Annotated in this window: 17 protein-coding genes; 4 read left to right on the top strand and 13 right to left on the bottom strand. The window is 55.6% G+C overall.

The genetic code is table 11. The annotated features are described in order from the left end of the window. Positions 1 to 8: 8 nt before the first annotated feature. Positions 9 to 632, bottom strand: a complete 624-nt coding sequence (locus TK42_RS14725) for a putative metallopeptidase (RefSeq protein ID WP_103734546.1) — start codon at positions 630 to 632, stop codon at positions 9 to 11. Between the two features lie 71 nt (positions 633 to 703). On the opposite strand from TK42_RS14725, the gene TK42_RS14720 reads away from it, so the two are divergent. After that, positions 704 to 904, top strand: a complete 201-nt coding sequence (locus TK42_RS14720; RefSeq protein ID WP_094774186.1) for a hypothetical protein — start codon at positions 704 to 706, stop codon at positions 902 to 904. 205 nt (positions 905 to 1,109) lie between these two features. Continuing rightward, complete coding sequence (locus TK42_RS14715; protein WP_146097882.1) at positions 1,110 to 1,469, top strand: hypothetical protein; 360 nt, start codon at positions 1,110 to 1,112, stop codon at positions 1,467 to 1,469. Between the two features lie 72 nt (positions 1,470 to 1,541). Here TK42_RS14715 and TK42_RS14710 read toward each other — a convergent pair whose 3' ends face one another. The 12 genes from TK42_RS14710 to TK42_RS14655 form a co-directional block, all read right to left on the bottom strand. Then, positions 1,542 to 1,772 carry a hypothetical protein gene (locus TK42_RS14710; protein ID WP_103734544.1) on the bottom strand — a complete coding sequence of 77 codons (231 nt, stop codon included), beginning with the start codon at positions 1,770 to 1,772 and terminating at the stop codon, positions 1,542 to 1,544. Between the two features lie 57 nt (positions 1,773 to 1,829). Then, entirely contained in the window at positions 1,830 to 2,162 is a 333-nt protein-coding gene (locus tag TK42_RS14705; protein ID WP_065943809.1) for a phage holin, lambda family, read from the bottom strand. A gap of 448 nt (positions 2,163 to 2,610) precedes the next feature. After that, positions 2,611 to 4,206 (bottom strand): histidine kinase famiy protein, encoded by a 1,596-nt coding sequence (locus tag TK42_RS14700; RefSeq protein WP_103734543.1) that lies wholly within the window; start codon positions 4,204 to 4,206, stop codon positions 2,611 to 2,613. Between the two features lie 171 nt (positions 4,207 to 4,377). Continuing rightward, on the bottom strand, positions 4,378 to 5,064 hold the full coding sequence (locus tag TK42_RS14695; RefSeq protein WP_103734542.1) for a hypothetical protein: 687 nt from the start codon (positions 5,062 to 5,064) through the stop codon (positions 4,378 to 4,380). Continuing rightward, a complete protein-coding gene (locus TK42_RS14690; protein WP_103734541.1) occupies positions 5,061 to 5,645 on the bottom strand; it encodes a recombination protein NinG in 585 nt (194 codons plus the stop codon). The genes TK42_RS14695 and TK42_RS14690 overlap by 4 nt, the downstream gene beginning before the upstream one ends. Beyond that, a complete protein-coding gene (locus TK42_RS27125) occupies positions 5,642 to 5,773 on the bottom strand; it encodes a hypothetical protein (protein ID WP_256575927.1) in 132 nt (43 codons plus the stop codon). Before TK42_RS27125 ends, TK42_RS14690 begins: the two co-directional genes overlap by 4 nt. A 47-nt stretch (positions 5,774 to 5,820) precedes the next feature. After that, positions 5,821 to 6,336 carry a hypothetical protein gene (locus tag TK42_RS14680; RefSeq protein ID WP_103734540.1) on the bottom strand — a complete coding sequence of 172 codons (516 nt, stop codon included), beginning with the start codon at positions 6,334 to 6,336 and terminating at the stop codon, positions 5,821 to 5,823. Then, the gene (locus TK42_RS14675) at positions 6,333 to 7,130 is read right to left on the bottom strand and encodes a hypothetical protein (protein WP_103734539.1); all 798 of its coding nucleotides are present in this window, start codon (positions 7,128 to 7,130) and stop codon (positions 6,333 to 6,335) included. Before TK42_RS14675 ends, TK42_RS14680 begins: the two co-directional genes overlap by 4 nt. Then, positions 7,117 to 8,094, bottom strand: coding sequence for a phage replication protein (locus tag TK42_RS14670; protein WP_103734538.1), 978 nt, complete (start codon positions 8,092 to 8,094; stop codon positions 7,117 to 7,119). Before TK42_RS14670 ends, TK42_RS14675 begins: the two co-directional genes overlap by 14 nt. A 1-nt stretch (position 8,095) precedes the next feature. Next, a complete protein-coding gene (locus TK42_RS14665; protein ID WP_032880679.1) occupies positions 8,096 to 8,944 on the bottom strand; it encodes a BRO family protein in 849 nt (282 codons plus the stop codon). A gap of 130 nt (positions 8,945 to 9,074) precedes the next feature. Beyond that, positions 9,075 to 9,692, bottom strand: a complete 618-nt coding sequence (locus tag TK42_RS14660; RefSeq protein ID WP_032880678.1) for a hypothetical protein — start codon at positions 9,690 to 9,692, stop codon at positions 9,075 to 9,077. 54 nt (positions 9,693 to 9,746) lie between these two features. Further along, the gene (locus TK42_RS14655; RefSeq protein WP_032880676.1) at positions 9,747 to 9,959 is read right to left on the bottom strand and encodes a YdaS family helix-turn-helix protein; all 213 of its coding nucleotides are present in this window, start codon (positions 9,957 to 9,959) and stop codon (positions 9,747 to 9,749) included. A gap of 99 nt (positions 9,960 to 10,058) precedes the next feature. Between TK42_RS14655 and TK42_RS14650 the strand changes: the two genes are divergently transcribed. Both TK42_RS14650 and TK42_RS14645 read left to right on the top strand, forming a co-directional pair. After that, positions 10,059 to 10,829 carry a helix-turn-helix transcriptional regulator gene (locus TK42_RS14650; RefSeq protein ID WP_256584590.1) on the top strand — a complete coding sequence of 257 codons (771 nt, stop codon included), beginning with the start codon at positions 10,059 to 10,061 and terminating at the stop codon, positions 10,827 to 10,829. 165 nt (positions 10,830 to 10,994) lie between these two features. Beyond that, a complete protein-coding gene (locus tag TK42_RS14645; protein ID WP_146097881.1) occupies positions 10,995 to 12,149 on the top strand; it encodes a hypothetical protein in 1,155 nt (384 codons plus the stop codon). The last annotated feature ends 274 nt before the right edge of the window (positions 12,150 to 12,423 follow it).

The raw sequence follows: 12,423 nt of genomic DNA, 5'->3' as shown, positions 1-12,423 counted from the left end.
GTCAGGGGTCAGGCCGATCTGAGCAGACAGGTTCCGCAGGCCCTCGCAATGTTCAATTTCCCCACCTCAGCAGGACTGTTTGCAGCATCCACCAACGCTTGAACGTCAGGGCTTGCACCGTACCGGCGGACGACACCGACGAACTCTTCCACGTCGTGGCCCTGCAGCTTGATCTTCGGTGCACCGTCTTGGGTGAATGCTGGCTGACCGTACTTGTCGGTCGCGTGCGCCAGGTGATACAGCTCGTGTTCGATGAGGGCGCAGAACTCAAGGTCGCTGCACTGTGCGCAATAGTCGGCAGCCAGTGTGATGATGAAGGCTGGCACTTCACCGAACCAATCACGCATTTGTTGCTCCATCCGGGCTTTCTGCCAGCCGCCGGCACGGAACGCTACCTGCTCGGCCTGGCCCAAGACGGTGCGGCCCTGCTTCTCGAAAGCCGACGACGCCCACATGACCCGGATGTCTGCATCCAGTAGGTGGGCATGGTCTTCGTTGTGAATGCTGCCGGTGTCTGCGAGGATCTCGGCTTGGAGCCATTCCCACACTTCAGGTGCAGGTGTTAGGCGGATACCGAAGTCGGATAGGTCAGACAGCTCAAGCAGTGAAGATGGAGGGAATGGCCTGTCCATGAATCACCTGGAGCTTGAAATAGTGGCGCGTTGCCGGTATTGGTGGGTATCAACTTTATGAGGGTGCTTCAATGACAGACGTAGGCAAACACACAGTCGCTGCAGGAGATGATCAAACGATTCCAACGTATACCCGCACGCATGCAGTGGCAGCGGCACTTGAGGTGATTGCCGCCTCTGCCGCTGGCGGCGCGCCCATCAATCTGAGCTACGAGTTTGAGCAGCTTTCAAAGTATGCGGATCAAATCCAAGAAGCATTGAAAGTGAAGTGATAGACCCGTGCCGCACTCACCTGCGGCATACCTACCCTTCTCCGCCATGCAGCAGCAAATCGACGCCTGCTCGGCCAGCTTCACCGCGCCAAAGAGATCCCTTGAGCCTGGTCAAACCCCGTTCGGATTAGGATTGATATGGTTTCAAGTTGGGCGCATGCAGTTACTACATGCTACCCCCTCCAACCTCACAGAGAGCCACCACATGCAAGAGAACAACACGCAGATTGATCAGCAAAAGCTCACAAACTGTATTGCCAATTTCTTTGCGGCCAAAATCGTGCTTAATGAACCGCGCCGCGCATCTAGTAGCGAGCTTGACACCGCAAGGAAAACGCTCAAATTGACCTACGACAATCTTGTTTTCGTCGATTTTCTTCCGGACGAGTCCTTCTTTAAGGAGCTTTCGGAAGGAATGGATCGCCACCTAGAAATCATTAACGGCCAAGATGGTTGCATGCCTTTCAGCGATCGTGAGCGCTGCTTCACAGTACCAGGTTCAATCATCCAGTTTGTCCTGAGCAACTTTTACCCGACGTGGTTCCATAACTTGAACCGCGCCTGACACCAACTCGGCAACAGATATCCGCGTTCGTATGATTGGGCGAACGCGGAGCTATAGTGGCTGGAGAGCGAATCAGGCGAACAGGTCGGCTGGCTTGGCGATCGAGCGCACGAACCACATGAAACCCTGTTGTAGGTTGGTCTTGGCCAGGGCCAGCAATCGCGGGTCTACACCCTCAATACGGCCGATCTGCTTGAACAGCTCGCCGGCGTCAGCTTCGAGCGCCTTGATAGAGTTCATACCGTCGATCTTAGACTGGCTCAGGTCGCGGTAGCCGGTGATTTTCTGGTGCTGGTTGTCCATGGGTGGTTCCTCATTGTTCCGCGCCACGATTGGGCACATTCGAAAACGTGGCGCAGATTACTCAGCCTTACGGCCTGGCAGCTTGAAGTCAGTCACCCGGTCAGCAATGGACCGGATCTTCTCTACGCCAAGGAAGCCAACCCAGCCGCCGACGAAGGTGGCCATGCTCTGCGGGAGCGAAAAGAACTCAAGCCCGCTGATTATGGTCAGGGCCAGGCCGCCACAGATGGCGCCCTCCACGATCATCTGGCGACGTGTGCCGCCGCCGTAGGTGATTCGCAGGACAGCCATCGCACAGGACAACGCTGCCGCATAGAGGATTGGCGAATGCTGGCTCAACCACGCAAGCGCTATCGCCCAGGTGTCTGGTTTGTCTGGCATGTTGGACATCTCGGTTCCTCCCCGTCAGGGAGTTAGGGATACGACAGGCCATGACCTGCGGAATTGAATCGGCTCACACAGCACTCCCAGCTCGGAGCAATGGGTGTGGTGGAGCCGAAAACGAAAAGGCCTCGATCAATGTCGAGGCCTTGAATAGGTGCTCGCGTCTTTCCTCGCTGTCTGCCAAAGACGATCCTGGTGTCGGCGCCCCGAATGCATCAATCGTTTCGTTCCTGTCACGCCTATCTTGAAAAGACAACGGGATTGGCTGCCAGAGTTCTAACTGACCACAGTATCATCACCTAATCAGCATCCGTGCCTCCGGTGAGGCAGCCATGGAATCGGTGACGTCCTAACACTAGCCCACAAAAAACCCGACATTAATGCCGGGCTGTGAGGAAAAACCTCATCCGGAAGCCCAAAATCCGCACGGTAGATGATCTTCAAATCAAAAGAATCAAATGCCACCAGGAGAATCTAGGATCTGCCTGACTTTACGAGCAAGGTCATGAGGCAGATATGGCTTTGAGATGACTTCAAATTCTGACCCGCCTGCATCTGTACGCTCGATAGAGTTTTCTGCGTAACCTGTAGTCAGCAACACCTTAGTCTTCGGCATGCGCCTTCTGACCTCTCTCGCCAGCATCACCCCGTTCATGCCGCCAGGCATGATGAGATCTGTGAAAAGAAGATCGTACTTTTCGCCGGCTTCATATCGCTTTAACGCCTCACGGGCATTCAGCGATATTTCAGTGGTGTACCCGTAATCCTCAAGCACCATTTTAACTAGCTCAGCAACGTCTGGACGATCCTCTACGATCAGGACCTTTTCAGTACCGTCCTCATAATCTGATTTCTGCCTATTCTCCTCCGGCGTAACAGAAGCCGCATCAACAGGGAAATACAAGCGAAGGGTTGTGCCAATACCCTCTTCTGAATAGATTCGAGCTACCCCGCCAGACTGCTTTGCAAAACCATAAACCATAGACAAACCCAATCCAGATCCTTTGCCCTCATCTTTGGTGGTAAAAAAAGGATCCATCACCCTATCGCGAATTGTTGAAGGCATACCGATGCCGTTGTCCGTCACGGATACGCTTACATAAGATCCAGGAAAAAGCCCTTCGTAAGATGTGGCCAAGTCGCGAATACTGACGTTTCTTGTTTCGATGAAAACTTTCGGATTATTTCGACCTATCAGTGCATCACGCGCATTGATAAAGATATTCAGGAGCGCCATTTCCGCTTGAGTAGGGTCGATTCGGCAATTTTGTAGCGAATCCTCTAGGTCGAATTCAATCCTAACTGCACTTCCGAATGTCCGCTCAATCAGCGGTTCAACGAGCCCAACCAGAGTGTTTAAATTTAGAACTCGACCTTGCAGTTTCTGCTTTCGGGAAAAAGCCAACAACTGCTTCGTCAGTGTACTGGCCTTCTCGACTGCAGATTTTGCGTGGAAAGCGCTTTTTTTGATCCGCTCTAGATTTGCCTCAGGCTTATCGACAGCACTACCAATAAGATCGACATAGCCACCTATGACTTGAAGGAGATTGTTGAAATCATGCGCAATCCCGCCAGTGAGTTGGCCAAGTGCTTCCATTTTCTGGGCCTGTCTCAGTCCTTCCTCCGCATCGCGTCGTCGGCTCACGTCCAACTGCGAAGCAAAGAAATAAATCAAATCGCCCTTCTCATTATGTATAGGAGATATAAACAGCGCGTTCCAAAAGCTGCTGCCATCTTTTCTGTAATTCAGAATCTCAGTAGAGAACTCTTGCTTCGCTTTTATGGCGTTCCTGATCGAAGTTACAACGTTCCTATCCGTATCCACCCCTTGAAGAAAACGACAATTTTTGCCAAAAATCTCGTCGTGCTCGTAACCCGTCATCTCCAAAAAAGCTTGATTGGCGAAGATTATCGGGTTGTCTGGCGAATTGGGGTCCGTAACGATCATCGGCATGCGAGTCGTTTCGACAGCAGCGAAAAAAATATCTTTAGGGTGGTCAGATATGTCGGCAGAGACATTATCGTCTACCCGAAGGTCTTTATGCGGCACACATGCCTCCAGCCAAAAAATAGAAGTCGTATGAGTTACCGATTCTACTCAAATTCCTTTTGGCTGGAGAAAAAAACCCGGCCAATGGCCGGGCTCAGGGTTTCGAGAGCGTTACGCGTTATTTGTGCATTATGGGGAAAGTACATCAAAAACCCCAACATGGCAACACCTTTATGCCGCCAGCTCTTCTTTTTCTGCGTGAATGACCTGCCATACCGGCTGCTGCACACGAATATCCACTTCCTCAATGGTATCCCGCAGGAAATTCCACGCTTCTTTCCAGTCCCTATCCCAAACTTTGGGTTCTATGTGGACGCCGTAGAGCTTGAGCATACCCTCAGCGATACGAGCGGGACCCCACTGAGCGCCGTCGTGAGCCTCGACCTTGTAGGACTGCAAGGCCATCGTCACAAGGCAATGCACCTTTGCTTCCTTCGCTTCGGTCAGGGTGGAAAAGTCCACGCAGCTCCAGATCAACTTCTCGGCGTTGAGCACGTGAGCGAGCGTCATGCATGGGTGATACAGGTAGTGCCCGAACTGTTGCTCCTGGAATGGCAGGGTGCCGATGGCGCGCAGGACTTTACCAATGGTGGCCAGGTGTGCAGCGCGGGCCGTGGACTTGCCCGCGGAGGTGCGCCTGGTTTCGCTGATGCTGATCCGCTGCCCAGGCACGGAGAAGCGTCCGGCCTCCTCCCCTTTCTCGGTACCCATGGCTGGGAACTGGGCGTCACGCTTGCCGATGCGCCCTCCAGTCTTCACCGGTGCCGACTCTGCCCGGTCAATTGCTATAGCGCTGATCGACGCGTTCGATTCATGCTGAGCTTCGGTCCATACCTGCCTTGCGTTGATCAGTTTCATGCTGCCTGCCCCTTCTTGAGTTCTTTGGTCTTTGCCCGGTATTCGGCGGTCATCGCCTTCAGCTCTTCCACGGTGTACTTTTTGGCCTCATGAGGACCTTCCAGCCAGTCAACGGCCTCGGCGCCGATACGCTTCACCAGCTCAATGCGGTAATTCACGATGTTTCCGGAAAGCCTGGTATTGCACGGCGAACACTGGCGATGGCAGTTCATCGGCTCGAATCGCAAGGCCGGATTGCTCCCAACGGTGCGGTAATGGCCAGCGTCATACTTACCCTGGTGGTGGCGGCCGCAGCTGACACACGGCAGTGCCGCGTCACGGGCACGCACCCAGGCGTTGAATGCTTGCTGCGTGTCCTTGAGGTGATCCGCTCTGGTCTTCAGCTTCTCCTTGCGTACCTTGATCTTCCGGCGCTCGCGCTGTGCGAACGACTTTCGCTGCTTATCCTGTCGCTGGCGGATGGTCGCCACTGCACAGTCTGGCGAGCACCAGGTTTGAAACGGCTTCGCTGGGACGAATGAGGCCCTGCATGTAGCTACGCGGCATTTCTTCGACTTGGCCGGCTTCCGTTCGATGGTCATACAGCCTCCTTGGCTGTCTGCCGGTTGTTACCGAACAATGGCGCCTGACCCTGGGCCAGCTTCCAGTCGAACTTCTCTTTGCAGCCTGTAGCGCACTGGCGCTTGTTCAGGCTTGGCATGTTGCTCATAGGCTCACCACAATTAGGGCAAGGCTTTCCGTATCCGTTGTCGTGACTCATGCAACCTCCTTGAATGCTTCAAACTCTGCCATTTCGGTCAGGCGCTCTTCCGTGAGCGTTGGCCAGTCATGCAGCACCAGGTACGCGCAGCACTGGCGCCAAAAATCTTGGAATATCTCCTCCCCCATCGAATCGTAGGAAAGGCTGCGGGGTGTTTTGCGGGTGAGCTGGCCCAGGCCAGGGATGTCGAACAGTTCCTCGTCGCAGTACACGCCAGACTCCAGTTGCAACGCCTTGATGGCGTCGTGTGACTGCTTGCCGGAGAACCGATCGATGTTCTGGCTCAACACTCGGCCCAGGCCATGGACCAAGCCATTGAACCGTGGATTACGGGGCTGCTTAAGGTCGGCGCGGATCTTGGTGTTGATCCGGAAATCACGCTCACGAAGGATCGACCGATCAGCGTCGGAAGACGGCACGAACGCGGCCACCTCCTTGCCGGTGGCAGGATCAACCAGGCGGCGCAGCACCAAGTACACGGGCATTGGGCGAGGCTTAGCTGGCTTGGTCATTGCGCCGCCCTCTTCTCTTCCAGTTCCTGGACCTGTTTGATCAGCAGCGCTCGGCGATCCGCCAACCCATTGGCTGCCTCAATGCGCATCTCGTCTTTTTTCTCGGCGCTGGCTGCACGCATCTCCAGCATCGACGACTTCACCAGCTCGAGCTTTTCGCGGAGAGCCGGCGCTGGCCGCGTAACGGTGCCGGTGAGCAAACCAGCAATCGCCCGACCGTCTTCGGTGACTGGCTCGACACTCAGGTCCGCCAGGTACTTCTGGGCGTGTTCGCGCGGGATACGCTTTAACTCCATCGCCTTGGTCACAGCCTGGATACGGCGGTCGGCGTCGAAGCCTACGGATACGTGCCAGTTGACCGCCTTCGCATCCTCGCGGGCCTGGCCCACGAACCTTTGGTAGGCGTCGATGAAAGCCATGCGCGCGCCGATCTTGTCGCCGCCATCCAAGATGGGTTTCGCGGCTGCCAGGGCCAGCTGGATCTCGTCGGTCAGCACCACGGTTTCAAATTCGTCGTTGGTGGTCATGGCGATGGCCCAGGCCTCGTCCTTGCCGGGACGGCCGTCGGAGGACTGGACGCGTTGCAGGATGTCAGCCATTGCCAACTTGCCCTTCACCTCGAAGCGGCAGGCCCTCAACGCGGCTTTGACGACGGGCACCGGATACGCGCAGAGGTCTTCAGCCATCATCGCGGCAGTGCCTGGATTCATTTCCTGCCCCATGGCCTCGGCGGTTGCGCAGATGGCGGCGGCCAGCCCAGCAACCTGCTGGTCGTTCATTTCAAAGGTATTCATTGCGGTCACCTGCTTGGCGTTTGGCCAGAACCATCTGGGCGGCCTGCTCGGCTGCTGAGTGGTTTGCTTCGGTCCGCTCCATCTGGCGGGCTGTCGTGCCGTTGATTCGCTGCCCGGTCACCCACTGGGTGTGGTAGCTCTCGGCGTTGGCCAGCAGCTCGTTGAGGCTGTGGCACTTGCGCAGCACAGCGGCGTCGCTGGTTTTCAGGAAGTGGGCCGCAACGTGATGGGCGACATCGGCGCCGAGGCGGTCAACCAGGTGGCCGAGCTGGCCGCCGACCTTGGCATTCCACACCGGCCAGGCGCTGTAGCGTTTGCGGTAAGCCATCGCGTAGTTCGCCCAGACCTTGAAGGTTTTGCAGGTCTGGTCTTTGGGGCCCGGCATGTCGGCGGGAATCTCGACCCGGGGAGTATCGGTGCGGTCAACCACCAGCACCAAGCTGCGGGACTGAGCCGGCTTGCCGGTGGCGTCCTGCAAGTCCTGACTGGTTTCCTGATTGGTACCCTGATGATTGGTATCCTGATTTGTCGGAGATTTTTCCGACCCTTGCCCGGATTTTTTTCCGACCTTGCTCGGAGATTTATCCGAGGTAGATCGGATTTTTTTCCGATCCTTATTGTTTGGTGGGGTCGGATATTTTTCCGACCCGTCGAGCTTCTGGTTCCACTCGACGGCCTTCTCTGTGAGGCGGAAAAGCGTGATGTTCGAGGTGCTGGAAAGCTCAATCAAACCGGCCTCTTCCAGGGCCTTCAGCATGCGGTAAGCGGTGTCCGGCTTGTCAGTGAGCAGCGGTAGCTCCTCGATGATCTTGGCCTTGCTCAGCGCGAAGAAGATCCCGTCATCAGTCTTGATTGGCTTGGTCCAGCTCGGGCAGCCGTAGACGAAGGCGAACAGCAGGGCCTGCTGAGAATTCAGCCCCCACTCCAACGCCTTCACCTGGTTAATCGTGACGGTGTATTGCATGTCAGGCCTTCCCGACCTTTGCGGCCAATTCAAGAAAGCGATCCACGTACCAGTGAGGCTGCGTCTCGCGGGGGCATTGAGGGCTGGTGAGGTTTTTGCCGTAGGCCATGCCCTTCTCGGTCACGGACCAGAAGTCCACCATTTCCTGCTTGGAGTTTTTGCGCTGCAGGACCTTGAGGAAGCCGTGGGCCTCCAGTGAAAGGTTGAAGGCGCGGGCGGTGCTGGCGATGGCGTTATCTTTGATCAGGGCGGTGATTGCCTTAGTAGGCATCGAAGAGCCGCCAGCAGCGTCAGGGGCGGCATCAACGGCGTAGCCTGGGAGGAACTTGGCGTCCAGGCCGTTGTTGGCGGCGATCTTGGCCAGCATCAGCATCTTGCTGGAGTTGGCAGGCTTCAACAGGCGGTCAAAGCATTCCAGGATGGCCAACTCGCCGACGATTTTGGAGTTGTTCGGGCCTAGGGCAGAAAAGTTGCCGGTCTTGCGGATGCTCGGCAGGACCTGGCCAACCACCCACTCTTCGAACCTCTCAGCGGCCGGCAGCTTGGACTTCATCACCAGCCGGTACAGGTCCCGCTCCGGGATGATGGTCATGAAACCACCACCCTGTTTCGGGGTAGTGGTCGCGGCCTTGCAGTGACGGGACACGGCGTTCTCTGGTTTGGAGTAGCCGAGGGCGTCAGCGACGTCGCGCGCAACAAACCACGGATCGCCGAGCTTGTCGGTGATGACCCGGATTGCGGCGCCGTCGAAGTCGAACGGAATCACTGCTGAATTGCGCGCCACGTTTTCAGATTGCGAAAAACGTGGCGCGAGATTGGTAGAGCTATTGATATGTGGCGGGGTTTGCATATAATCGGCCTCACAAAGTGTTATCGAATTAGCCGACCTCGACCGTCGGCTTTTTTGTGCCTGGGCTTCAGATCCGCTTAATTCATAGTGCGAACCCGATGGGCACCGATTCCCGCGCATGCGCGGGAAATCAGGAAACAGATTTCAAATTTCGCTGGACCGAAGCGAGCAACTGCTCAGCTTTGCGCCCCAACTCCCCCGCCTTCGCTTCAACCTGGCGGCACTGCTTGGCGAAAGCCGGTAGGTGCGGCAGATCCAGTTCGCACATCACTTGGTCGTCGAACACTTCGCTGCCGGTGTCGATCACATCACCCAGGGCGCGGATCAGTGCGCCGAAGCTTTTGTTGGCGCATTGGTCGCTGGTCATCTGGCGGGCGCCGGTCAGCCCGTGGCGGCTCGCCAGTTCGTTCACGCAGTGGTCGCGGAATTCAGGTTCAAGGGCGTTTACCCAAGACTCTTCCAGCCAGGACGGCATTTCCTGATCACCGGACAGCCAGCGCTGAACACGCTTGAGCCAGCGGCCGGTCGCCTTCACAAAGTCGGATACGTCGTTCTGCAACGTCAGCGCAGCGAAGTCCGGAACCTCTTTGGCGACAGCCTTCTCTGGGCAGGACAGATGCAGTTCGCGGCTCAGCGCCTGGGCAAAGTCGTCTTGGCTGAGGCTGGTACGCGCGATCTGGTTTGCAGCGTGGGCGACCAGCACCTGGTCACGGGTTTGTACGGTGTGTCTGGAGCTGGACGTTTGCATGGGAACTGCTCTCTTCTAATCTGGCTTCATTGGAACGGCGGACAGGGATGTCGCTTAGCTGGCGTGCTTCCACTGGATTTCTGGTAAGCATTCCTGGCGCGTCACCTTCCCGCCCGTGGCGTGTTCAATTTCAATGGCGCGCTCGGCAGTAATCGACCGGTCACCAGAGATGAGTCGAGACAGATAGCTCGCTGGGATACCAAGGCTTAAAGCGAGGCGTTTTCTTCCGCCGCGCGGAAGCTGCTTTGCGTACGTGGGGAAGTCCATACGGATTTACCTTCTGGTTCATTTATGCATGAATTTACCATAAATGTTTACCAAGTAAAGGTAATTTCCCTTAAGGGAAATAAAGGTTTTAATTGAGGGATGGAAATCAAAGACATACGCAGAGCCCGAGTACGCCAGATCATTGATCGCGACTTCGGGGGTAAAGACGCTGACTTCGCCGCCAAGGTCGACAAACAGCCGTCTTACATTTCACGGCTGTTTACGGACAAGGCCGAACACCTGAGGAATATCGGGGAGAAGATGGCGCGCGACTTCGAGCAGAAGTGCGGGCTTGAGCCAGGATCTCTGGATCTGCCTTTGAGCGAAGCTGAATTATCTTCAGGTAGCGTTTCAGATGCGGCGCAGCCGCGGATCCAGGTAGATGTGCGCCTGAAACAGATAAGCGTCTGGGACGATCAGACACCAGTTAACGATGACGAGGTCTGCGTTCCATTTCTGAGGGAGGTAGAACTGGCTGCCGGCTCCGGGCGATTCTCCATCGAAGAGCACGATGCAGAGTTTTTGCGATTCGGCAAAAAAAGCCTGCGCGAAAACGGGGTCCAGTTCAGCAACGCTAAGTGCGTGACCGTTCGCGGCAACAGCATGATCCCAGTTCTCCGGGACGGCGCGACCGTGGGTGTAAATACCGGCAAAACCGGGCTGGGCGATATTGCTGATGGCGATCTTTACGCTATCAACCACAATGGCCAGTTGCGAGTTAAGCAGCTATACCGTTTGCCGTCGGGGATTCGTTTGCGCAGCTTCAATCGTGATGAGCACCCCGATGAGGATTACACCTTTCAGCAGATGCAGGATGAGCAGATAGCTATCCTGGGGCACGTATTCTGGTGGGGTATGTACGCTCGGTAAGAGTAGGATGCCGCTGGAGGCAACCGACCGGGCAGCTTCAGAGCTTCACGTAACAATGGACTGAATTGCGTCACCATGGAGAGCATCGACTCTTCTGACATGGAAGTGTCTGCTGAATAGATCAGGCCTTCTGCACTTAAATTTGAAGTTTGGGGATAAACTTCCATGCCGCAGAATGTACCGCCAATAGCGCCGCCTCCACTACAGCCCGCTCCGGTACTGCTTACCACTCATCAAGTGGCAAGCGGTCTAGCAAGATGGGCAATTGACAGAGGCCTGATCGAGCATTTGCCGCCCGAGGTCGACAATGTTTACTTGACCCCTACGCCCCCCATTCCGCTTTCGGCAGAGGCCGAGCAGATATTGAGACACAAGGAAATTCAGACGATTTCCTTTAACTCAACCAGTCGGACAATTTACCTCTACACCAAGAAAAAGGTTACGCAAAAGGATTTGCATACACTCCCGACCAGCATCCAGAGCAATGGAGTCGCGTATCCTCAAGGGCATTTGGATACGGTTGGGAAAAGCCTTGGGTCTGCCCAAGGAACGACATACGCGATTCATAAAGCGGCATCGGGGAATGAGTTTTACACTTGCGGTTCTTCGATTTCCCCTGGCAACGATGCTTCCGCCGGTACGATGGGCGCCCTGGTGAGCATGCCGGACGGCCTCTTGTATGGCCTCACGAACAACCATGTAAGTGCGCTATGCAGTCATGTGCAGCCTGAAACGCCTATCCTTGCCCCAGGCGTAGTGGATGTTGGACCAGGCGGAATCCCTCCATTTACTCTTGGCTATCACACCAAAGCTTTGGAGATGAAGGTCGGATCTTTGGGGAACGTTGATATCGCAGGTAATTTGGATGGTGCGGTTTTTCGCATTCACAACGTTGGAATCGTAAGCTCTATGCAGGGAGGGGCCTTCGATACCCCTCTTGCTGTCGCAGATCCGGTTGAAGGCATGAAGGTTGAAAAGGTCGGCAGAACGACTCGACACACCAAGGGTCATATTGTAAGCAGAGAGTTACGACCTGTGGGCATCAATTACCAAGCGCAGAACTATGGTTTTACAGGTGTGATTCGTTTTGCCAATGTGTTCACGATCCATGGCCTACAATCAGAGTTTTCAGCGTCAGGGGATTCAGGCTCACTTGTCGTGCAAGTGGACGACCATGGCAGACCTATAGCTGCAGTCGGTTTGATTTTTGCTGGCGGACCTGACTCAATGGCTCCTGGCGGAGCTAAATCACTGATGCTGCCCTTGCGGCCGATCTTGGACGCACTCGGGGCAACTTTAGTAGGAGGGTATAATGTGTAGCGACCGCAAGGATCCGGTGGTAGTGGCGGAACACCTATTTCAGGTCATCAGCCCACCATCCGACTGCGCAGTGTCGATCTCAACCTTCTCGCGTCCTGGCAAAAGCATGGCGATTAAGGTTTTCATCCTTCCTCAGTACCGGTATTTGGAGTCGAGAGTGCCAAAAACCTTGGATGGATTCGAGATTCTTCGTGAAATTGCTTCGATGCCCACCGCGAGCTGAGGTAGCAGATCGACTTTACGTTTTTGATGAGCGCCCGGCCCAGTGCCGGGC

Source organism: Pseudomonas sp. GZJR-8 (assembly GCF_002916705.1).
Classification (GTDB): Bacteria; Pseudomonadota; Gammaproteobacteria; order Pseudomonadales; family Pseudomonadaceae; genus Aquipseudomonas; species Aquipseudomonas synxantha_A.
Note: the sequence above shows the minus strand (reverse complement) of the source record. Positions and strands in the feature narration are given on the sequence as shown.